The organism is Shewanella sp. SM95, from assembly GCF_025653595.1.
In the GTDB taxonomy this organism is placed as follows: Bacteria; Pseudomonadota; Gammaproteobacteria; order Enterobacterales; family Shewanellaceae; genus Shewanella; species Shewanella oncorhynchi.
This window is the reverse complement of the sequence record NZ_JAKKSE010000001.1, coordinates 412,317-434,407: the sequence shown is the minus strand read 5'-3', so window position 1 is coordinate 434,407 and position 22,091 is coordinate 412,317. Positions and strand designations below refer to the sequence as shown.

Genomic DNA, 22,091 nt, shown 5'->3' with positions numbered 1-22,091 from the left:
TTAATGTCATTGTCTTATCCCCGTTACAGCGAGCTATAGCGTTCACGTAGACGCTGTCTCACCACTTCTGCAATGGTGTTAAAGAAGAATGTAAAGATGAATAGTACGAACGCAGCAAGGAAGAGCACACGATAATGCGAGCTACCGATAGCCGATTCAGGCATTTCAACCGCAATGTTTGCCGCCAAGGTTCGCATCCCTTCGAACACACTCCATTCCATGATGGCAGTGTTACCAGTGGCCATCAGTACGATCATGGTCTCGCCAACGGCGCGGCCAAGGCCCATCATAATGGCCGAGAAAATTCCCGGACTGGCGGTTAACAACACCACGCGTGTCAATGTCTGCCAAGGCGTCGCACCTAAGGCTAAGCTGCCGTTAGATAAATGACGCGGTACAGAGAAAATGGCATCTTCAGCGATGGAGAAAATCGTTGGGATCACCGCAAAGCCCATGGCAATACCAACCACCAGCGCGTTACGTTGGTCGAAGGTGATCCCCAGTTCGTTAGTGATGAATTGACGGGTATTACCATCAAACAGCGCCACTTCGATGATTGGGCTGACCGCAAAAGAGAACCAACCCACGAAACAGACCACAGGGATCAACATCAGCTCTTGGTACACTTCGGGTAAACGTTGTTTCCACTTACCCGGCAACCTGCTCCAGCCATAGGCAGACGTGAGTATCGAGGTCGGCAATAAGATCAGTAGAATTAAAATGCCGGGGAGATGCTCTTCAATCAGTGGCGCTAACCACAGACCCGCCAAGAAGCCTAAAATCACCGTTGGTAATGCTTCCATGATTTCAATGGTCGGTTTCACGAAACCGCGCACCTTAGGCGACATAAAGTAAGCCGTGTAAATCGCACCAGCAACGGATAAAGGCACGGCAAATAACATGGCATAAAATGCCGCTTTCATTGTGCCGTAGGCCAATGGCATTAAGCTCAACTTAGCTTCGAAATCGTCAGAACCTGAGGTCGATTGCCATACATATTTAGGCTCTGGATAACCTTCATACCACACCTTGTCCCACATAGCGCTCCATGACACTTCTGGGTGGGAGTTTTCCACACTGAAGATATGCAGCTTTTTGTCCGCCTCAACGACTATGCCGTTTGAGCGTGGGGTAAAGCCCATTTTACCGGGATTTTTAAGGTCAAACTTTGCATCAAACAGTTCACGATGACTCGTGGTATAAAGTAGTGTTAGCTCACCCTCAGGGCTCACTGTCGCAAAACTCTTACGATAAAACTCAGAGGCAATCGAGCTGATGGGCGGTAAGTCATCAAACTGACGAATCTCTTGATATAAACGCCCTTTTTCACCATTAACTTGGAAGTACTGCGCCACAATACCTGTGTCATAACTGACCAGTAATGAACTCGCCCCCGCCAGCAAAGCCACGTTATTGACTTGTGCCTTAGCACGTTCAACATCAATCACCTGCAGCAGATCTAAGCTGTCAGTATCACGGATGTCGTACACGAAAATTTTATTGCCAGTTTGCAACATCAATTGACGTTGATCGGGCGTCATCAGCTCGTGGGAGACTTTCTTCGGCGCATCTTGAATTTGTGACGTCGTAGAAACCCACTCCACTTCTTCAGTCATCATGTTCTCTTGCCCTTCGAGACGAGTGAGGCGCCAAACACCACTCTCATCTTGATAAGCAAAACTCATTTTGTCTGAGCTATAAGTGAAGGTCAGCTTATGAATCGCGCTGCCCGTCTCATCGACTGTTATGGGGGTTTCACCTGCGGGATAACGCAGTTTAGGTGTGATTAAACGTTTGTTATTGGGGTACGTTAAACCAAACTCTAGGCCCGCCACTATGACCTGACCATTACTTAATCCCAGCGCAAAACGTTGTTCGCTCGGTACAGCAACGGCGGCGCTGGTGACGGTAACACCCGCTGGTAACGTCGGAGTAAAGCTAGAAAGTAAGCTACCGTCGGCAACAGTATAGAAGTCCACTTGGCCATCAACGGCCACACGGTACATCACCTCATTTTGCTCTTCAGCACCCACCATTAAGGTCGGCACATCCGCGTGTTGATAACTCACACTCTTAACAGGTGTGACATCAGCACTGTCGAAAATGGGTTTAATCACATACAACAGATAAAAGAAGATCAACAATAAGGCGACAAATACCATAGTGCCGCCGATAGTGACGCTGATTTGCGCCGCTTTATCCTTAAATGCCCTGCGATTCGAGCGTCCGCCTTTAAGCATACTGTGCGATGCAGAACCAGGTTGAGTGACCTGACTTTCCATTAAGAACCTCTATTATTAATAGCTAGCGAGTTTTTTCGCTAGGATTTGCCGAGTGCTATGCTTACACTGTTTGAACGTAAACTGAGCAATAACAACATCCTTTATTCTAAGTGCGTTGGATTATATGACGCAAAGATGACAGTTGTGTTACACCCCGTTTTAAAACAGGTGCCTTTTACAAAAAATAGGAGTCAGTCACTATGCTACGATACTTAATCACACTACAAGCACCTGATAGAAAAGGATTAGTAGAACAAATCGCCCATGCTGTGAGTCGTCATGGCGGCAACTGGCTCGACTCAGAATTACGCCATATTGACGGTGTCTTTGCCGCGATATTGTTACTCGAAGTGCCGTCACTGCGCATGGATGAGCTTATTGAGGCCCTAGAATGCATCGATAGCCTGTCCCTCACCTACTCCAAAACCTCGGTCGCCCTTAAGCCCATCAAACGCTTAAGTTACAACCTAGTGGCCTATGACAGACCCGGACTTGTGCTCGATATATCTAACAAAATCAATGCAATTGGCATCAATATCGAGCAGTTTAGTAGTCAATATGAAACCGCAGGCCACACAGGCATAGCTTTGTTTCGGGCGACCATTGGCCTTGGACTCACAGATCTCGCACAAGAAGATCAATTAGTTGAATCCCTCTATGCTCTTGGGGATGATCTCGTGCTCGATAGATTAAGCCGTTAATCTTGTTTACTTTTACTGAGATGTAACACTTGGCACGCCAACACATTTAGAGAGTGCACTCGCAATGGCACTTTCAAACAGCACTTTAAGAGCGCTTAAAACAATGCTTAAAAACCGATATTCGCGGCAAGGTGTTCAAATTAAGTTAAGCCAGTGTAATCAATGCTGAATAGTTGGAATCGTTAGAATGCGCATAGGAATCAGGCAAGTGGGTTTGTAAGTTGATGTCATCATTTAAAATTTATTAACCATATAATAATGTTTAATATTTTTACTATAAAAAGCCCACAAAACCCGATTACTGAATCATAAATACACTAACACCAACAAAATTTAATGTTGTAACTGCCTTTCGATTCATGCTCCCTTGGTAGAATAACCCACGAAACACCATAGCTCCGGTTCAGAATGACCACTTTGCTGCTTTCGAGCTTTTCCATCTTTATGTTTTATCAATTATTTTAGGGAGTAGTACGTATGGAGCAGTTATACGAACTGGCCCAAGCCATGATACACAATGATCTGGCGGTTTTAGCCAATCCTAAAATCGCCCTCATGGTCAGCGCGTTAATTTGTGGCTTTTTAGTGTTAGAAAATGGCTTTATTCCCACCGCATTTTTACCCGGAGATAGCCTACTCTTTCTCACTGGAGTGCTGATTTATCAAGATATTCTTCATATCGGTATTATGCCGTTATTGGTTCTAGCAACCTTTACAGGTACAGCTATAGGTTATTTACAGGGTCGATTTTTAGGGCATACCCAAATTTACCAAAAACTGCTGTCGAATATTGATATCAAACATCAGGAAAAAGCGACCCACCTTATTGATAACTATGGAGTGATAACCCTGCTACTCGCACGTTATATTCCTTTTGTTCGTACCGTTTACCCCTATATTTTAGGTGCAACGGGTATTTCTTCCCGTCGTTTTTTACTCATTAACTTCATCAGTTCAATGGTGTGGATTTTTTCCGTTGTTGGTTTTGGGTATCTCATTAGCCATACCCAATTAGCAACAAAATACCAAACACAATTTATGAGCATAATCATTTACTTACCAGTAGCCTTGCTTACTTTCAGTATTATTGCCTTAGTGTACAAATGGTTAAGTAAAACAAAAGAGGTTTAGGTGCACTCAGTCAATCGACTCACTTATCGACTTACTTATCGAAAAATCCTATCTAAACTGACTTGGATAATCTTGTATACTGACGGTCACGCAATGACGATATAACGAAAGCGTGCACTAGAACGCATGATGAGCGACTAAGCTGCACCAGAACGCAACACATTAGGATGACCATGTTAGGAACGCTAAAAAAGATGCGCGTGCAGTTAGATGACGCGCAACAAGTGCAATATCAACTCGTTGTCGGTGATGAGTTGCTTCCGCTCAATCCATTGATAGGCAAGCAATTAACTTTGACCCACACGGGCAATATCTTCTGCTGCAACTGCGGTAAAAAGAGCAAGAAGAGTTACTCGCAGGGCCATTGTTTTGTCTGTATGCAAAAGTTGGCGAGTTGCGATATGTGCATCATGAAGCCGGAAACTTGTCATTACGACCAAGGCACTTGCCGCGAACCAGAGTGGGCCCAGAGCCACTGTTTTGTGCCGCATTATGTATATCTGTCGAATACTTCGGGCGTTAAAGTCGGCATTACCCGCCACACTCAACTGCCCACCCGTTGGATTGACCAAGGTGCTACCCAAGGTTTACCGATTTTTAAAGTCTCAACAAGACAGCTCTCAGGCTTAGTCGAAGTAGAATTGGCAAAACTGGTTAATGATAAAACCCATTGGCAAGCCATGTTAAAAGGCCATGCCGACGATATTGATTTAAATGCTAAGGCTGCGGAACTGATCCCGCAAATTGAGGCTAAGTTGCACGAAATCGGCATGCAAAAAGGCGATTACAGTATCGAGCATTTGCACGAAACGATTCAGCCAATTCATTATCCAATTGACACCTTTCCGAAGAAGATCACTTCGCACAATTTCGATAAAGATGTGGTCGTCAGCGGAATTTTGCAGGGGATCAAGGGGCAGTATTTAATGTTTGATACGGGCGTGATTAACATTCGTAAGTTTTCATCCTACGAGATCACAGTCGAGCACGACTGAAACAGTCTGAAATCAAAATGGAACTTCCCTCCATTAAAACGAAAAAGCGCGGCAGTTTTCACTGTCGCGCCCTTTATTGAGATGGCTGTCACTAAAGTACCATGTTCCACAGTTCAAAAATGGGAGCTAGCACCACAAACATGGGACCAAGACACCTCAATTAAGCACTAATCCCGTTTATCTGGCGAATGCTCCAACCAAAATGCTGACTCAATTCACTTAGAACTGAACTAAAGCTCAAACGCTGACTAAGGAGCCACATTAACCGACGGCATATTGGCCAACATACTGGCAATGAGACTGTCGAAATTTTCGGTTAGCTCATCCATCTTTTTAATGTTGCCAAAACCTTGGGCAAGCACTCGCCAAATTGGCTCATCAACGCCCTGTATTTTAGTGGGTTTAAAGAGCGCTATCACCACGGTACCTTTGTCATACTTTTGGGTATTAACACCGTCGGTTGACAGCCCAGCGACTAACCCTGTCACTGCCAAAATTTGTTCATCACTCATTTCAGTTCCCATAGCGACGCCAAAGCCAACCTGAAAATCCGCCAGTAATGGATCTTCGATCCAGCGATATCCCTTACTCTGCAAAGTTTGCTTTAATACGGCTTGCATGTGTTGCAACACTGGCTGCGGATCTAAGCGTTTATCCGTGATGATTTTTTGAAATTTAGGATGCCAAGTAAATGTCATTGCCGTTGATGGTAATTCACTGAGATCGCCAGACATCACGATTGTGGTTCGCAACGGCTGCGCCGCGTTATCCGTCACAGTTACGCACCCAGTAAGACCTAAAACACTGCTAAAAAGCAGTATTAACACTCTCAAATACCGACTTAACACTCGGTCGGGAGCCCAGCAAGGAACTCGACTGAGCTGTCGATTTAGCACTCCACTTAGCTCACTATGTAGTGATGGATTCATCATGCCCTGTTACCTCAATCTATAAAATGCTGTCTAAGGATAGTTGCTATTACTAAAACTGAAAGCTGATATCCATCATAGTGTTAAATCAGCATATTCCAATATATCTTGATATTCGTGCTAACACAGAAAACCATCAAACTGCGCTAGCCCTATTCTCACGCCATTAATCCCATCGAGGCATGTACATATTTTGTTATTCTTTTTAGTTTATAAACTCGCTATGTCGTATAGGCGCGGCAACATTTAATCGCTAGAATGCCTCGCCTGCGTTGCAATCAAATGTCGCAATTATAAATAATAGCAACACAGTATTGCGTACCGTCTGATGAGTAAATCGCAGGCTCAATGCGGCAAATAATCACAATGCCATAAAACTAAAATAAAGGTGTGGATCTATCTATGGAGTTAATACTCGCTATCGCGTTGTTTGCCTTTTCATCTGGTATCACCCCTGGGCCTAACAATATTATGCTGATGACCTCAGGGGTAAACTTTGGCGTAAAACGCAGTATTCCACATCTTATGGGAATAAGCCTTGGCTTCCCGACCATGATCCTCGCGATAGGTTTGGGCTTGAGCGCCCTATTCCAAAGCTATCCTATCATCCATCAAGTGATTAAAGTCGTCGGCATAGGTTACCTTTTGTATCTGTCTTGGTTGATTGCCAACAGCAGTAGCAAGATGGAAGGTAAAGCCATTGCTAAACCCTTTAGTTTTATCCAAGCCGCGGCCTTTCAATGGGTCAACCCTAAGGGCTGGATCATGGCCGTGGGCGCGATTGCGACGTTCACGTCAGTACAGCAGGATTTGACCCCGCAGGTCATCACTATCGCAACGGTATTTTTGTGCGTCGCCTTTCCCTGCGCTATTGTCTGGCTAGGCTTTGGCGTAGCCCTTAAACGCATTTTAAAAAATGAGCGTCAACAGAAGATTTTTAATATCAGCATGGCGCTCTTGCTTGTGGCGTCTATCATCCCTATGATCGCCCCCTAATTTTTAAGCACGAGCAAACGACCGCCATGAACGAAATTGACATGATCACTCAACAAACCGACGACTGGGTGAAAAAAGTGATCATGAAATACAATATTTGCCCCTTCGCCAGACAAGAAGTCGAACGCGGCAGTATTCGGTATCTGGTGGTGGAACAAACTAAAGTCAAACTCGTACTCAAGGCATTGATTGAAGAATGCCAATACCTCGACGCCCACCCCGAAGCCGAAACCACACTGTTTATTCTACCCCGTGGTTTTGAGGGGTTTTATGCTTATCTCGACCTCATCGACATGGCAACCGATACGCTTATCGAACACGAGTACGAAGGCACTTATCAACTCGCCACCTTTCACCCAGACTATTGTTTCGATGGTGAACCACAGGACGGGGCAGCCAACTTCACCAACCGCGCGCCCTACCCAACCCTGCACATCATCCGCGAAGCCAGCATGGAGTTAGCCCTTGCTAACTACAACGATCCCGAAACCATCCCAGAACGTAACATCGCCTTTTGCGAACGTAAAGGCAGCGACTTTTTCGTCAAACTGTTAGCAGAGTGCATGGGGAAATAGCTTAAGCGCCTCAGAAATAACTGAGAGAGATAGTAAATATAGAAAGTTGTAGAGCAATCACTTAACCTTGGTATCCAAAAATTAAGCACTGTCACTCCAGTGACACGCCGTAAACTCATCCCTGAGGGCTCGACGACGGCATCCATGCCGCCAACGGTCACTTTCATGTCAGTGCTTAATTCCGTGGATTTTTGTGTATACCTACTGACCGCGAAGCAAAGATAGCAGGCGAAAAACGGGACAGAAAATGTGCGCACCACATGCAACCCTAACTACAGTTTTTTAGAATTTATATAAAAATTTCTAAAAAACGCTGTGATGACATTTTATCTTAGGCCATTCAAAAAATTGACTGTCTGAAGTAACAACTTGAAAATGCTATACTCGCTCGCTTATGTATTCACTAATTAAAGGATTAAAAATTGGCCATCCCTAGAGTCTTTATAAGTTCTACATGCTACGACTTAAAGCATATTAGAGAAAACTTAAAATACTTCGTTAAGACTATAGGCTATGAGCCTGTACTATCCGATGATGGTGATGTTTACTACAGTGTAGATGCGCATACCCACGATGCTTGCCTTACTGAAGTAGCCACTTGCCAACTGTTTATCTTAATCATAGGTGGGCGCTATGGTGGAGAACATAAAGGTAAGGAAGGTTCAATTACTAACAACGAATATCGAGAAGCGGTTAAAAATAAAATTCCAGTTTTCGCTTTGGTTGAAAGTGCTGTGTATTCAGACCATTACACCTATAACTCTAACAAGAAAACTAATCCTGAATTCTACGAAAAAATTACCTACCCCAGCATAGACAACATCAAAATTTTTGGTTTTATTGACGAAGTTAGAAAAAATAGCCTTAACAACGCTATTGTTTCATTCAACGATTTTTCTGATATGGAAGCATATTTGAAGAAACAGTGGGCAGGTATGATGTATGACTTGCTTGCTGAAAGAACAAGAAATGATAATGCTAGAATAACCAATAGGTTAATTGATGATCTGACTATAGCAGCCAGAAAGTCTGAAGAACTGATTAAGGTATTACTTAGAACAGCCGATGCTGAACACGCAGAAGAGAAAATTAGTGAAGTTGATTTGATTGCTAAAGCTAGAAGCTTCCCAAATTTGCTAGCTAATTTATTCTCCACACATTACGTATCAATGTCGGATGTCGATCAACTTCCTGACCCCAAAGAACACAAATATTGGTATGATTTTTTGGTTGCAACAAATGATTTCGTTATTACTAAAAAGGTTGTGAATGGTATAAAAACTTGTTTCCTATATGATAAAGGAAAAGTGTATCTTGAACTTGGGTCAGAGTCTGAGTTACAAAACAACACCATTGGATTTAATGAAATCCAATCGGCATTCGAAGCCTTAAAACGAGTTGATCCTGAGATAAGAAAATCAATATTAGAGGAATTTATTGTTCCTTTTTAATCAAAATGTTAATAGCTTTTTGGTGAGATAAAATAAGCTGATAAAAAACTGTAGTTGTCCTTAAACGTGCTTGCTCATCTATATTCCTGCTTTTACGGATCAATAATGGCACATTGCGATACAAAGACTAAAGTGACTAGCTCAGTAAGCATAGATTTTGTTTCTGATATGCCGAACAATCAACAATTAAGCCTCAAAAATACACCATCCCCTTGGAGTTGCCGCGAAACAATAGAGCTCTTGATTTAATAAAGAGTGCGTGAGTCTTGCCCAAAGATGACAAGCTAGCTTTTGCGGTGCAGGAGCGAGCGGCAAGGATTGCTGAACTGGATTGCTTTACAGGAATGTGAAGCGAAGACTTCGATTTGCAGATGAGCACTAGGGGCTTTCAACTCCGTTGGGGGCGTCTTGGAGCATCTAAAGGCGAAGGCCCACGGCCGCTTTGAGCGCGAGATAGGGATATCGAGCTGGCTATTTAACATGGACGTTTTTGATAGGACGAGCAGTCCTCCTTGGTCGGGTGTAGGGTGAAGCCCCACGACTTTGACTTTGAAAATCAATAAAAAACAAAGTTTAAAAGAAAAATCCATTGATAAATAAAGAGAATTAAACCCTTAATCCCCACACCTCAAAGGCATCACGACTTAATTGTTCCCTAAAATCTGGGTGAGCAATGGCGATCAGCGCTTGTGCCCGTTCGCGCAATGAACGGCCGCGTAGATTGGCGGCGCCGTATTCGGTCACAATGTAATGCACATGGGCCCGAGTGGTGACAACCCCTGCGCCAGGTGATAACACGCTGGCAATGCGAGAAAGCGTTCCTCCCGCGGCAGTGCTGGGCAGCGCAATCACAGAACGACCACCTTCAGATAACCCTGCTCCGCGGATGAAATCCATCTGGCCGCCAACACCGGAATAGATTTTAGTGCCAATGGAATCGGCACACACTTGGCCTGAAAGGTCGACCTGCAGCGCCGAGTTAATCGCCATCACATTGGGATTTTTACGGATAATGGCCGTGTCGTTAACTTGCTCTATGTCCATAAAGATGACCGCAGGATTATCATCAACATAGTCGTATAATTTCTGGCTACCCAGGGCGAAACCTGTGACGAGTTTCCCCGGATAAAAACGCTTCTTGCTGTTGTTAATCACGCCCTTTTCAACCAGTTGTAATATACCGTCAGAAAATAGCTCTGTGTGGACGCCTAAGTCTTTATGTTCGGTTAAACAAGACAGCACGGCATCGGGGATCGCTCCTATACCCATTTGTAAACAATCGCCATTACGCACCAATTGGGCAACATTTTTACCGATCGCCAAACTCACCGCATCCCCCGTCGCGAAGGAATGAATGGGCAACGCCGCGCTCTGCTCATACACAGCGGCAAAACGGTCGATATGGATAAAGCTGTCGCCATGGGTTCGCGGCATTTGTGGATTAATATGAGCGATGATCTTACCCGCGACTTGGCAAGCTGCGAGCGTTGCTTCAACCGAAATGCCTAAGGAACACATGCCATGCTTATCGGGTGGCGACACTTGGATAATTGCGGTATCAATTTTTTGCTCGCCGGAACGAAATAACTTAGGCACTTCAGACAGGAAAATCGGCACATAATCCGCGTCACCACTTTGCAGTAATGCCCGCGTTGGCAGCCCACCGAAAAAACATCGATGGCGTAAATGCCCCTGTAAACTGGGATGGCTTAAGGATTCGGCGCCTTCAGTATGTAACTGTAACAGGGTGAGATTTTCTTTGGTGAGTGCATGCTGCGCCAACGCATCTAATAAAATGCGCGGTGTGGCGCCCATGGAATGAGTCCACAGCGTCTCGCCGCTTTGAATTAAAGCAACCGCATCGAGCGCGCTATGACAAATGATTGGAGGCATAATGAATTCCCTTCGCTAAGCATGATGGCGGCAATCGCCCTAGCGGCAGTGTAAGGGATATCCTAATTAAGCAACATCGATTTCAATGGCTTAGCGCGAATGTTTACTGATAATTTGCGCTATATCAAAACTCGGCACTTTGCCCTTGATGATGAAACTCAGTACAGGGTTAATCCAAGCGCTTAGAGAATCTCATACTGGCGATAAATAGCCCGATACAGGTAAAACCTATCATCCACAGGGCATCAAATTGCAGATCCATCACTTGGGCATCGCGCAGCACTATCGCCCGTGACATGCGCATAAAATGGGTTGCGGGTAAGGCTTCGGCAATCCACTGCGCCGCGATAGGCATGGCTTCGTAGGGGAACATAAATCCCGACAAGAGAATCGATGGCAGCAGGATAAATACCGTCATCTGCATCGATTGCAACTGAGTTTTAGCTATGGTCGAAATCACTAATCCTAAGGTTAAACTGGCGCAAATGAACAACATAGCAGCAAGGGCGATAGAATCAAGCCCGCCGCGAATGGGCACATCGAACAACAGATGCCCTGCGCTCAGGATAATGGTCACTTGCACAAAGCCAACCATCACATAGGGCACGATTTTACCCAGCATCAACTCCAGTGGCCGCACAGGCGTAGTGATCAAAAACTCCATATTGCCCTGCTCGCGCTCACGCACTATGGCGGCGGAAGTAAACATCACCATGGTCATAGTCAAAATCACCCCCAACAGGCCGGGTACTATGTTGACCACAGAACGTTGTTCTGGGTTGAAATATTGCACCACTTCAAAACTCGGCATCGCCGTTTTTAGTGCTCTTCCTGCGACTTCATCCAGTGGCATTTGCCTTAGGCTACGAATAGTTGAAGCGACAACCGTATCTGAACCATCCACTAGCCATTGGCCAGCGGGTTGTGCGATATAGGACTGCGCTAAATATTGCTGACCCACAAAGCTTGGGTGACGCACTAAGCGCTCATCAAGATCGGCGGGCAAATACAGCACAGCTTTGACTTCGCCGCGAGTGATCGCCGCCTCAGCCTCGGCGGCACTTAAATAACGCTGTTTAAAATCTACGACCTGCGTTGCTTCCACCGCCTTAACCAGTGCGCGACTGTAGGCAGAATCACTCAAATTAACTAACCCAGCAGGCAGATGGCGAGCATCGGTATTGATCGCATAACCAAACAACATTAGTTGCACTAACGGGATCATGATTATCATGCCAAAGGTCATGCGATCCCGCGACAACTGCCGCAGCTCTTTGACCACAATCGCAAAAATCCTACGCCACATGGTCAGTCTCTCCCTTGGAAACCCCAGCCAAGCGCTCGCCAGTACAAGTGACAAACACATCTTCTAAGCTAGCGCGCACTTCTTCCATCGTCCGGCTGGCAACCCTAGGTTTAAGCCAAGCGAGCGGATTTTCAATATCGCTGCGCACTAACACCCGCAAACGACTGCCGATTTGCGCCGCCGACAATACCGCAGACTCGCTGATCAGTGATTGTTTTAAAGTGCGTAAGTCGTCCCCTGATATCTCAACCACCCGAGCCCCCATCGCCGCCATCAGCTGCTGGGGTGAACCGTCGGCGCGTTTTATCCCCCGCTCTAAAATCGCAAGACCATGGCAACGCTCGGCCTCATCCATATAGTGAGTCGACACAAGTATCGTGGTGCCTTGGGCACAGAGATCGAATAAGCGTTCCCAAAACTCGCGTCGATTTTCAGGATCGACCGCCGATGTCGGCTCATCGAGGAACAATAATTCGGGGTGATGTAAGGTCGCCGCCGCTAAGGCCAAACGCTGCTTCTGGCCGCCACTCATGGAGCCCGCCATTTGTTTTTCTCGGCCAACTAAATCGTATAGCGTGACTAACTCGGCTATCCGCAGCTTTGAGGCTCTGCGGTTAAGGCCATAAATTTGCGCGACAAACTCTAAGTTTTCCCGCACCGAAAGATTGTCGTACAGGGAGAATTTTTGCGTCATATAGCCAATGCGGCGGCGCAGTTTTTCCTCGGCGCCGGGTAAGGTTTCACCCAATACGCGGATATTCCCCGATGTTGGACTCAGTAACCCAGTCAACATGCGAATTGAAGTCGATTTTCCGCAGCCATTGGGGCCGAGAAACCCATAAATTGTGCCCTTGGGAATGGTGAGGTCGAGGTTTTCTACCGCATTAACACCACCAAAGGCGCGGGTGATCCCTTGGGCCTCGATAGCAAAATCAGCGCTTTTCATGGCTGCTCCACTTTTTGCTGCACTCCTTGCAGCACATCGAGTTCAACTTCTAATGCCATGCCAGTAGGTAGATCCTGATCTGTGGCGGAAATCGTGATATCGGTTAAATACATTAAGCGCGCTCGATCACGTTCATTCAGCGCATAAAATGGCGTGTAAGCAGGTTGACTGCGGATATTGCGCACAGTGCCAGCAATCGGTATCTCGCGGCCATCTACAAGAATATTGACGCTATCACCCGCCTTCACTCTGTCTAACCAAGTCGCGGGCAGGTAAACCCGTACATAGGGATTATCGCTCGCCAGTAAACCAATCAACTGAGTGCCTGCGGCAATGCGATCGCCGACTCGCCAAGGCAACGTATCGACAACGGCATCACGCGCCGCCACTAAGCTCAAGTCTGCTAAGGCTTTTTGTTCGATGGCTACACTGGCGCGAGCTGCAGCCACCGCCGCTTTGGCCTGCTCTAGCTGCTCGCTACGGGTGCCATTTTCTAGCAATCGCAGACTTTGCTGCGCCTCAGCTTGTTTAGCGAAACTGGTATCCCGCGCCGCACGGGCGGTATCTAAATCCGCTTGGCTAAGTACTTTAGTGACAAATAAACGGTTTGTTCGTTCAAAGGCTCGCTGAGCCTCTTTCACGCTGGCATTCGCCCCGTCGAGCACGGCCTTGGCGCGTTCTATATCCTCTAAACGCGCACCTGTGACCGCCTCAGAAAGTTTAGCTTTAGCCTGTTCAAGCTCGGCTTGGCGCAGGGCGAGGCGCGCATTAGCAGAGGTTGTATCGAGCTGAATTAACACCTCACCCGCCTTAACCTGTTGACCTTCAACCACATTCACTTGAGTAATCAACTCACCTACGGGCGCGGTAAGCGTCAGCCTGTCCCGCTCGACAGTGCCAAGTACTCTGGGCGGCGCTTCAGTGCAGCCGACTAATAGCAAGATCACACAACCCACACTCACGTGCATCAGAATTTTAAAATTCACTCTCATTACGACTTCCTCGGTTCACGCAGTACACCTTGGGTAAAAACCTGCATATTGTGCAGCGCTAGACGCTGTAAACCATCAGCATCGGCACTAAAAAAGCCGAACTGACGCATTAACACCGGGGGCGCAATAAGCGGAAAAACCATCAGACTCACGAAACTGAGGCGTACTAAATCGGGATCTAATCCCTCCTTCAATAGCCCCGCATTGACTAATGTGGATTCGAGCCATTGCCGCGAGAGGGATAAAATTTGCTCAAAAACAGACAACATAATGCGATAGGGTTCTGAGCCATCGCCTTCCTGTAACACCCGTATAATCAACCGTGGCAATCCCAAGTTGGGTGCCATAACGCGATAATATGTCTGCATAAGTTCACCCAAGTTATTAGGGGCATCCGCAGCGGATATTTCGCGAAAACGCGCTAATACGGGCTCAAGGGTTTCCCGCACCATTTGTTCGAACAAGCCCGCTTTTGAACCAAAATAATAACGAATAAGCGCGGCATCAACCTCGGCTTCGCGGGCAATTTCACGGGTAGAAACGCTGGGATAACTGCGATGACTGAAGAGATTTAGGGCTGCGATAATTAAGCGTTGGCGGGCATCGGAATCCCCTTTCGGACGACCAGGAGTCTGCGGCTGTGATTCAGTTTGGGCGGTAAATGGCACAACCCCCTTTGGGCGACCGGGAATAAGCGACATGGCAAGCTCCAGCAAAATTCATCTATTGATGAATATACTGAAAAGCTGCGTAAAAAGGCAGCAGTTAAATTCCTCATTTTCATTGATATTGAGGAATTTAACCCACGGACTGCATGGTTAAAATTTAGATACCGTTCAATCGAAAAATTAAGCGGCCTTCTATTAAAGATTTATACAGTAAAAGCTTATGCGCCTTTCACTATCGCACTCAAACGGGTAATGAATTGCTGTACGGCTTCAACCGTGTCAAAACTAAAGGCAAGGCCATAGTGGGTTTCGGTCAAACTCTTATGTAAACGTTTGGGGAAACGTGTCATCTCGGCATTGTGGAAATAGTCGTATTTGGCATGCACGCCTGCAATAGTGGCAAGTTCGCCGGAAAAGACTTCGAATGCGGGACGAATAATCAAGTTTGGTGATTTACCGTCGAGGTGTAAATAGAAAGCCTCTTTAGTTTCTGGGAGCATGTATTCAGTAATGTTTTTTATGGTGAAATTAGTGCGACATTGCAGCCCACTTAAGCAACTCACCATCTTATTATGTTCTATCGCCAAACTTATTCTCCTGTGTTTGTTGTCTATTTAGATTAAACCTGCCCATATCGCGCTACTTTTTCTACTCCCAGTCAATCCATGGCTCAGATGACTGATTAAGATAAGAAGAATGTCATCTCGGCAATGTTGGTATTTATCCCGTTTATCCCACTTTACCTCAGCTCAGCCTAATCGGTTTAGTCTTTAAATGCACTAAAGTGATACCCAAATCCCAGAGTAAATGGGCGAGTTTGAATTATTTATCACAAAAAACCTTTATATACAGAACGATAAACCTATTAACTCAAACGCTAAGTGGGTGTCACAGAAAATTCTTTTGTGTAAGCAAATCGCTATTTCAAACACGATAAAGCACAATTTAGTTTATTAGGTATTGCTTATCATCAGGTTACCAACCTTTAGTTTGACATTAAAACGAACCGTTCAAAATGCGACCCTGCGATTGCATTTTATAATGATTGTTTTACTTGCCAGCTTAAAATGTTGCGTCTAGGTTAATAAGCTTGAGTTAAGTTCTGTTGATAATGGCTAAGTTACGGCAATCACATTTGATGCCAACGTAAACTAGCGCATTCACGCTATCCCGTCGTATTCAGGCCTTAAGTCATGTTTTACCCAAAGTGAGTAACCCGCGCTTAAGCGCCTATAAACCGAGCCATGCCAGCCGATTTCAAGCTTATTTACGGCAAATCCTGCATTAACTGACTTGCCCTAAACTATCGCATCGGACTGGCGGCCACAATCAACAAGACCAACAACACGAGATATAGCCATGAAGATCAAAAAAGCCCTCATGCTCTTGGGTCTGTTCGCTGTCAGCCCAGTAACGTTAGCCGCAACCGGAGTCGCCTTTATCCATGGTACGGGTCACCAGACCAATGCCTTAGCCGATTACTGGACGCCCGAATTTGTTAACTCAGTGCGCCAAGGCATCCCAGTGCCAAACAATTACACAGTGATCAACTGCGACTTTGACCAATACATGTGGGAAGAAAGCGCCGCAGGTTGTCTGGCCACGCAGCTCAATAGCTTTATCCAAGCCAAAAATATCGACGACTTAATTCTGCTGACCCACTCCAATGGTGGCAACGTAGTGCGGTGGATTTTATCTAACCCTACGTGGGACAGCCGTTATCCTGCAGTGATCAACGCCACCTCAAAGGTTATCGCCATCGCGCCTTCCAGTGCTGGTACGCCGCTGGCCGACGCGGTGAACCAAGGTAATGTGTTCGAAACCAGCTTAGGCTGGCTCTTAGGCTATGGCAGCAACGCGGTGAAACAACAGCAAGTCGGTTGGATGGCAAACTACAACAACGCTTGGCTTAATGGCACAGCGGGTCGCCCATCGCTGGGTAAACCCTTCGAAGTCGTGGTGGGCTCAGATGTTGATTCCGCCATTTGGGACAGCGACAGTTACTGCGCGGGTTATCAATACCAAGTCGCGCTCGAAACCACCCAAAACTGGCTCGATAGCTGCTCCGACGGCTTCTTAAATTGCAGCTCACAAAAGGCGGCAGGTACTGTCTGGTTTACTGATAAACAAAAGACCCGTGGTCAAGAGCCCTTAAGCCATCAGCAGAGCCGTCGTACGTGTTTCAATTTAGACACGCTGATCCGCAACCACATTTAAGGAGCACTAAGATGCACACACTCAGCAAACTTGCCAGTGTCTTGGCGCTAAGCGGACTGCTTGCAGCCTGCCAAGATGAAGCCACACCCATAGATCCCAAAACCAATGCCAGCCCAATGTACGCCAAAGGGTTAACCCTAGCCGCGCCGAGCGATACCGATTTAGTCGATAGCAATATTGCCAGCCCAACACTCACGCCCATCAACACCAGTACGGATTACATTAGCTTTATCACCCCGCTGTACGGTGAGTATCAAGCGAGTATGCTTAAGCTTGAGCAAGCCAGCCAAAGTGACGAGTATTGGGTCAATGTAACAGGCGCACAGCTTAATGCGGGCGTGGGCCTCACCATGAGCCAAGCGTCGAGCTTAGTGCGCATTGCACCTCGGGGCGATACCCGCTCTGGCGCCTTAATGCATGCAGAGGCTATTGCCCCTGAGCGCGTACAAATTCAGCGCGTTACCCCTAATCAGTCACCCCAAGGCAAAGCAGCCAACAGCAGTGGGATAAACACCAATGAGTCACTGGTTAAATCAATGGTCAACGCCGATGCTTTGGCTAGCGCAGGGTTAACCGATGATTCCAGTGCGCTGCAAATGTCGGCGAAGGCCACACCGGGCGAATATCGCCTGCAGGTCAGCCAGCCGTTAACACCGAGCGCCAGCTACTTAGTCAATGTGAAGGAAAAAGGCTCGCCCTATCAACTGAGCGTCAAAGCCCCCACTGCCATCGCGGCGGATGCACAAACCCTTGGGCTTGAACTCGCACTCAGCCAAAGTGATAACACCTTTGTGCCACAGGCAACACTCAAGCAAGCCGATGGCAATATACAACTGCTGGCGATGGTAAAACAAGGGGAGACATGGCAAGCGGTGATCCCCGCGGGCGTCGCACTTTCGAGCAGCAATGCAGGTTTCAGTGAAATTGAAATCACAGTGCAAACCCAAGTCGATGGACGACCTGTGCAGCGCACGGTTAAATCTGTCTTTAAGTCCTATGTCAATTCGGCGAGCATCAAGCCCGAAGTGCTCACGGTTTGGGATAAAGGCTTGCCTAACCAAATCAACTTTGAGTTAACTGTCGCCGAAGCGGGACGTTTTGGCTTAAGTGGCACGTTAACGGGCACCAATGCCGAAGGTCAAAAGGTAGCGATTCTACGCACCCAAGCGGCCAATTGGCTGACCCCAGAGTCGCCGAAGTTAAAGCTGATGTTAGATCCTAAGCTTATCCAAGCCTCGGGTTTACAGCCGCCCTTCGAACTCAATGAATTAGAACTGCAAGATCAAGGTCAAATGGCCAGATTAAGCTATCAAGCCAAGGCACTAACCTTAACGCGCTAATTCAAAGGGACCAATGTTAAGGGGCTAACGTTAAGATACTTAGCTTAACGTGCTGATAAGTCAGGCTTGTTAGCCTTAAGTTCCTCTCTAATACAAAGTGCCCAATCACGGGCACTTTTTTATTGTTGATCTTTTGCAATCGACACCTAAAAGCCATCACCTTATTTAACATCTAGCGTAAAGCACAAACTGTTGACAGAAAAATGACAAGCTAAAGACTATTTACCACACCACACCCTGATAAAATTTACATTGATTATCAAGGGTTATTCCTTTTAAATAACAATCATCAACGGCATAATGTCAACGTCTTGACGTCAGACCTTTGAATGACAAGCACAGATCTTTATAACAATACGTATAACAATAAGAGTGACTCACGGCGCAAGTTTTTACCGTGCCATGGTCAATACTCAATAAATGGACATCGTTATGAGTGACAGCACATTTTTCTTTGGTGAATGGCAAATCAATCCCAACGCCAATAGCCTGCTCCTTGGCAAACAAGTCAAACAACTTGAGCCCAAGGCGATGGATGTGCTGCTATTTCTCTGTCAACGGGCGGGCGAAGTCGTCAGCAGTGATGAAATTGTCAGCCACTGCTGGCCAGGTGTAGATACCGGCGACAATCCACTACACAAGATTATCAATCAGTTACGTCGAGCATTAGGCGACAGCGCCACAGAACCCACCTATATAGAAACCATACGCAAACGCGGCTATCGCACCTTAGCCGAAGTGCGTTTTCCTATCGGACACCAAGCCACCGCCAGCCCACAGAGTTGGCAAGGCGGCTCGCCCTTTCCGGGACTGCAAGCCTATAGCGCTAATTATGCCGAGGTGTTTTTTGGCCGCAGAGAACAAATCATCACTTTGCTTAACCGGATAAGCCAACAAATCCTGTTTGGCCGTGCCTTCTGCCTGATCTTAGGTCCAAGTGGCAGCGGTAAATCCTCCCTGATTAATGCGGGTGTTGTGCCCAATTTAATGAAGGGCGACGGCTATAACGGCATTGGTGTCGCGTCATTCAGCAGCTTAGATTTTGCCGATGTGAGTAAAGGGCAACTACTCACCGATCTTGCCAGTGCAATGCTCGACTGGGAAATCAACGACATCCCAGTATTCGAAGGCATGAGCGCTGAGACTCTGGCGATTCAACTTATCGAAGATATCCAAAGCGTGATCAATCAGTGTACCCAAGCGCTCAAGGCTAAACCCTTTTCCAATCCGTTTTTTGCCTTGTTTATCGACCGATTAGAAGTGTTGCTCTCATCACCGCTATTTAGCGATACCGAACGAACCCAGTTCATAGAATTATTGGAACAACTCGCCACCTCAAAAGCCGTGATTATCATCAGTGCCTGTCGCAACGATTTTTATCCTTTATTGGTCAATTACCCAAGCTTAATGGCGGGTAAAGCCCGCGGCGCCCACTTTGACTTAGCGCCGCCAACACGCACTGAGCTATTACAAATGATCCGCCTGCCCGCGGTGGCTGCCAACTTAAGCTGGGAAGTTGACAGCGACACCGCGATGCCGCTCGATGAAATGCTCTGCAGCGATGCAGCCAGTAACCCAGATGCGTTGCCCATGTTGCAATACACTCTGCAAGCCTTGTATTTACAACGCAGCGCCGACGATAAGTTATTAGTCTCGGTTTATCATGCACTGGGCGGTATTGAAGGGGCGATTGGCAAAAATGCCGAGCAGGCAATTTCCCATTTAAGCGATGCCGAAAAAGCCAGCCTACCACGGATTTTATCCCTGCTAGTGACCCTGCGCGAAGATGAAAAGTCCATCACCAGCCGCACCGCTCGCTGGTCGCAGCTGCAAAGCACCGCCGAAACCGCCCTAGTGCAAGCCATGGTCGATAGCCGCTTATTCGTGTCGCATCTGCAAAATGGAGAACCCTGTTTTAGCATCGCCCACGAAGCCCTGCTGCGCCGTTGGCCACGGGCGACGGCTTGGATTAGCGAACATAGTGACAGTTTGAGTATTAAGAGTCGCCTACTGCATTTATCTAAGCGTTGGCTCAGCGAAGCCAAACACAGCGCTTATCTGCTCGCCGAAGGCAAGCCGTTAAAAGAGGCCCAAAGCCTCAGCCAAAATCCGTTATTCGATTTAGACGATCCCGAAACCGCCTTTATCGCAGCCTCCACCAAACGCGCCAATATGCTGCGCTGGACGAGGCGCGTAACCGTTGCCCTGTTGTGCGTCCTCACCTTAACCTCCGTCATTATGAGCGTTCGCAGCATAGAAGCCGAAAAACTTGCCCTGCAAAAACGCCTCGCCGCCGAAGATTTGCTCGGCTTTATGGTGGGTGACTTCGCCGACAAGATGCGCGGCATCGGCCGTATGGACTTACTCGACGGGATCAGCAATAAGGCACTGGAATATTTCACTGATTTTTCCAATAAAGAGGATGATGCACACTTAAGTTTTGACGCCCGCTTCCAACACGGCCAAACCTTAGAGGCCATGGGGGAAGTCGCCTATTCGCGCAATAAAATCGATGAAGCCCGCAGCGCATTACTCGCGGCGCAAGAAAAAATGTTGCCACTGCTCGAATTGCAGCCGGAAAACTTAGCCCTACTGAAAACCTTAGGTGCCAATGCCTTTTGGTTAGGACAGCTTAAGTATGATGTGAGTGATTGGGCGGCATCGCGCCCCTTCTTCGAGCAATACTTGGCCTATAGCCAAACCATGTACGCCCTTGCGCCAGAGGATAAAGATGCGCTGATGGAGCTGTCTTATGCCCATAACACTTTGGGCTCAGTTTCGATGAAACAGCAGGAATTTGCCAAAGCGCAGCAAGATTTTGAAGAGTCATTAAGGCTTAAATTGCTCGCCTTGGCAAAAGCGCCTGAGGATAGTCAGTTGATTGCGGATGTGGCGGATACGCGCTCTTGGTTAGCCAGCGCTGCGGTTTCACAAGGCGATGTAATTTCGGCAATACGAATCCACACTCAGCTCCAACAAGAATTAAGCAAAAATAATAAGCAGCCATATATTTTAGATAGGCTATCAGCTAGTCATCAAATTCTTGCAGAATTATATGACTATCAAGCCCAACCCGAACAGGCTCTAAAACAAGCCAGACTTGGTTTAGAAGCTATTTCAGCGGCACTAGAGAAAGATCCTAATAATGATATTTGGGAAAACCAAAAGTATTACCAATATTTCAAAGTCTTAGTTTTCTCTCATTCTGTAGGTGATGAAATTGAAAGATTAAAATCATTAATTGACTCAGATATTGCATTAAACTCTTCATCAAAGAAAGATGATGTTTATGCCAGTTTCTTTCTGGCAGCAGCAAAAAACCTACAACAACAAGGGAGATTTTCTGAGAGTATAGAATTTGTCATGCAAGCAAAAAATGAATTCTTTAAACTATCTAAAAAATACCACCAAAACACTAATTACATATCTAAATTATCAGAAAGTATTTTATTAGAGGCGAAAACTGCTAAAGACAAAAATATCAAACATAAACTATGCCTCGATTCAAAAAAATTACTTTCACCAATAATTGAAAAAGATAAATCACCAAACTTTACTGTTCCCTACATTAAGTCTATTGACTGCTTAGGTGAAGTCATTAATGATGAGTCTTTAAATAAGTTATTAATTGAATCTCAAATACAAAACACTAGATTTTAACCCAAAAAA

At 46.4% G+C, this 22,091-nt stretch carries 17 protein-coding genes; 9 read left to right on the top strand and 8 right to left on the bottom strand.

Features of this window, described 5'->3' with window-relative positions; genetic code table 11:
- Nucleotides 1-23: 23 nt before the first annotated feature.
- Complete coding sequence (locus L5M29_RS01905; protein ID WP_263165890.1) at nucleotides 24-2,282, bottom strand: ABC transporter permease subunit; 2,259 nt, start codon at nucleotides 2,280-2,282, stop codon at nucleotides 24-26.
- Nucleotides 2,283-2,482: 200 nt separating this feature from the next.
- On the opposite strand from L5M29_RS01905, the gene L5M29_RS01900 reads away from it, so the two are divergent.
- The 3 genes from L5M29_RS01900 (at nucleotide 2,483) to L5M29_RS01890 (ending at nucleotide 5,109) form a co-directional block, all read left to right on the top strand.
- Nucleotides 2,483-2,983, top strand: coding sequence for a glycine cleavage system protein R (locus tag L5M29_RS01900; protein ID WP_028760534.1), 501 nt, complete (start codon nucleotides 2,483-2,485; stop codon nucleotides 2,981-2,983).
- Nucleotides 2,984-3,460: 477 nt separating this feature from the next.
- Entirely contained in the window at nucleotides 3,461-4,114 is a 654-nt protein-coding gene (locus L5M29_RS01895; protein ID WP_263165888.1) for a DedA family protein, read from the top strand.
- A 173-nt stretch (nucleotides 4,115-4,287) separates the two neighbouring features.
- Nucleotides 4,288-5,109, top strand: coding sequence for a DUF2797 domain-containing protein (locus L5M29_RS01890; RefSeq protein ID WP_263165886.1), 822 nt, complete (start codon nucleotides 4,288-4,290; stop codon nucleotides 5,107-5,109).
- 248 nt (nucleotides 5,110-5,357) lie between these two features.
- Here the strand turns inward: L5M29_RS01890 and L5M29_RS01885 are convergent, their stop codons facing one another.
- The gene (locus L5M29_RS01885) at nucleotides 5,358-6,041 is read right to left on the bottom strand and encodes a DUF4136 domain-containing protein (protein ID WP_317633241.1); all 684 of its coding nucleotides are present in this window, start codon (nucleotides 6,039-6,041) and stop codon (nucleotides 5,358-5,360) included.
- A 399-nt stretch (nucleotides 6,042-6,440) separates the two neighbouring features.
- On the opposite strand from L5M29_RS01885, the gene L5M29_RS01880 reads away from it, so the two are divergent.
- From L5M29_RS01880 to L5M29_RS01870, 3 genes are all read left to right on the top strand, one after another.
- Entirely contained in the window at nucleotides 6,441-7,034 is a 594-nt protein-coding gene (locus L5M29_RS01880) for a LysE family translocator (RefSeq protein ID WP_113938904.1), read from the top strand.
- A 26-nt stretch (nucleotides 7,035-7,060) separates the two neighbouring features.
- A complete protein-coding gene (locus tag L5M29_RS01875) occupies nucleotides 7,061-7,609 on the top strand; it encodes a DUF1415 domain-containing protein (RefSeq protein WP_113938905.1) in 549 nt (182 codons plus the stop codon).
- Nucleotides 7,610-8,031: 422 nt separating this feature from the next.
- A complete protein-coding gene (locus L5M29_RS01870) occupies nucleotides 8,032-9,060 on the top strand; it encodes a DUF4062 domain-containing protein (protein WP_263165882.1) in 1,029 nt (342 codons plus the stop codon).
- 606 nt (nucleotides 9,061-9,666) lie between these two features.
- Here L5M29_RS01870 and L5M29_RS01865 read toward each other — a convergent pair.
- From L5M29_RS01865 to L5M29_RS01840, 6 genes are all read right to left on the bottom strand, one after another.
- Complete coding sequence (locus tag L5M29_RS01865; protein ID WP_173245739.1) at nucleotides 9,667-10,953, bottom strand: acetyl-CoA hydrolase/transferase family protein; 1,287 nt, start codon at nucleotides 10,951-10,953, stop codon at nucleotides 9,667-9,669.
- 169 nt (nucleotides 10,954-11,122) lie between these two features.
- Nucleotides 11,123-12,259, bottom strand: a complete 1,137-nt coding sequence (locus L5M29_RS01860) for an ABC transporter permease (protein WP_263165879.1) — start codon at nucleotides 12,257-12,259, stop codon at nucleotides 11,123-11,125.
- Nucleotides 12,249-13,205 (bottom strand): ATP-binding cassette domain-containing protein, encoded by a 957-nt coding sequence (locus L5M29_RS01855; RefSeq protein WP_263165877.1) that lies wholly within the window; start codon nucleotides 13,203-13,205, stop codon nucleotides 12,249-12,251. Before L5M29_RS01855 ends, L5M29_RS01860 begins: the two co-directional genes overlap by 11 nt.
- Entirely contained in the window at nucleotides 13,202-14,173 is a 972-nt protein-coding gene (locus L5M29_RS01850; protein ID WP_411569026.1) for an HlyD family secretion protein, read from the bottom strand. Before L5M29_RS01850 ends, L5M29_RS01855 begins: the two co-directional genes overlap by 4 nt.
- Nucleotides 14,174-14,196: 23 nt before the next feature.
- Entirely contained in the window at nucleotides 14,197-14,898 is a 702-nt protein-coding gene (locus tag L5M29_RS01845; RefSeq protein ID WP_198573577.1) for a TetR/AcrR family transcriptional regulator, read from the bottom strand.
- Between the two features lie 185 nt (nucleotides 14,899-15,083).
- On the bottom strand, nucleotides 15,084-15,431 hold the full coding sequence (locus L5M29_RS01840) for a hypothetical protein (protein WP_113938914.1): 348 nt from the start codon (nucleotides 15,429-15,431) through the stop codon (nucleotides 15,084-15,086).
- 793 nt (nucleotides 15,432-16,224) lie between these two features.
- On the opposite strand from L5M29_RS01840, the gene L5M29_RS01835 reads away from it, so the two are divergent.
- The 3 genes from L5M29_RS01835 to L5M29_RS01825 all read left to right on the top strand — a co-directional run bounded on the left by L5M29_RS01835 (nucleotide 16,225) and on the right by L5M29_RS01825 (nucleotide 22,082).
- Nucleotides 16,225-17,082, top strand: a complete 858-nt coding sequence (locus L5M29_RS01835; protein ID WP_028760548.1) for a hypothetical protein — start codon at nucleotides 16,225-16,227, stop codon at nucleotides 17,080-17,082.
- An 11-nt stretch (nucleotides 17,083-17,093) separates the two neighbouring features.
- Nucleotides 17,094-18,422 (top strand): DUF4785 domain-containing protein, encoded by a 1,329-nt coding sequence (locus L5M29_RS01830; RefSeq protein ID WP_263165873.1) that lies wholly within the window; start codon nucleotides 17,094-17,096, stop codon nucleotides 18,420-18,422.
- A gap of 432 nt (nucleotides 18,423-18,854) precedes the next feature.
- Nucleotides 18,855-22,082, top strand: a complete 3,228-nt coding sequence (locus tag L5M29_RS01825) for a winged helix-turn-helix domain-containing protein (protein ID WP_263165871.1) — start codon at nucleotides 18,855-18,857, stop codon at nucleotides 22,080-22,082.
- Nucleotides 22,083-22,091: the final 9 nt, after the last annotated feature.

Excerpts from the sequence above, each read along its gene's own strand:
- L5M29_RS01835 (WP_028760548.1), top strand. The coding sequence starts at position 16,225 with ATGAAGATCAAAAAAGCCCTCATGCTCTTGGGTCTGTTCGCTGTCAGC.
- L5M29_RS01860 (WP_263165879.1), bottom strand. The coding sequence starts at position 12,259 with ATGTGGCGTAGGATTTTTGCGATTGTGGTCAAAGAGCTGCGGCAGTTG.
- L5M29_RS01840 (WP_113938914.1), bottom strand. The coding sequence starts at position 15,431 with ATGGTGAGTTGCTTAAGTGGGCTGCAATGTCGCACTAATTTCACCATA.
- L5M29_RS01850 (WP_411569026.1), bottom strand. The coding sequence starts at position 14,173 with ATGCACGTGAGTGTGGGTTGTGTGATCTTGCTATTAGTCGGCTGCACT.
- L5M29_RS01855 (WP_263165877.1), bottom strand. The coding sequence starts at position 13,205 with ATGAAAAGCGCTGATTTTGCTATCGAGGCCCAAGGGATCACCCGCGCC.
- L5M29_RS01890 (WP_263165886.1), top strand. The coding sequence starts at position 4,288 with ATGTTAGGAACGCTAAAAAAGATGCGCGTGCAGTTAGATGACGCGCAA.
- L5M29_RS01825 (WP_263165871.1), top strand. The coding sequence starts at position 18,855 with ATGAGTGACAGCACATTTTTCTTTGGTGAATGGCAAATCAATCCCAAC.
- L5M29_RS01865 (WP_173245739.1), bottom strand. The coding sequence starts at position 10,953 with ATGCCTCCAATCATTTGTCATAGCGCGCTCGATGCGGTTGCTTTAATT.
- L5M29_RS01830 (WP_263165873.1), top strand. The coding sequence starts at position 17,094 with ATGCACACACTCAGCAAACTTGCCAGTGTCTTGGCGCTAAGCGGACTG.
- L5M29_RS01895 (WP_263165888.1), top strand. The coding sequence starts at position 3,461 with ATGGAGCAGTTATACGAACTGGCCCAAGCCATGATACACAATGATCTG.
- L5M29_RS01880 (WP_113938904.1), top strand. The coding sequence starts at position 6,441 with ATGGAGTTAATACTCGCTATCGCGTTGTTTGCCTTTTCATCTGGTATC.
- L5M29_RS01845 (WP_198573577.1), bottom strand. The coding sequence starts at position 14,898 with ATGTCGCTTATTCCCGGTCGCCCAAAGGGGGTTGTGCCATTTACCGCC.
- L5M29_RS01900 (WP_028760534.1), top strand. The coding sequence starts at position 2,483 with ATGCTACGATACTTAATCACACTACAAGCACCTGATAGAAAAGGATTA.
- L5M29_RS01905 (WP_263165890.1), bottom strand. The coding sequence starts at position 2,282 with ATGGAAAGTCAGGTCACTCAACCTGGTTCTGCATCGCACAGTATGCTT.
- L5M29_RS01885 (WP_317633241.1), bottom strand. The coding sequence starts at position 6,041 with ATGATGAATCCATCACTACATAGTGAGCTAAGTGGAGTGCTAAATCGA.
- L5M29_RS01875 (WP_113938905.1), top strand. The coding sequence starts at position 7,061 with ATGAACGAAATTGACATGATCACTCAACAAACCGACGACTGGGTGAAA.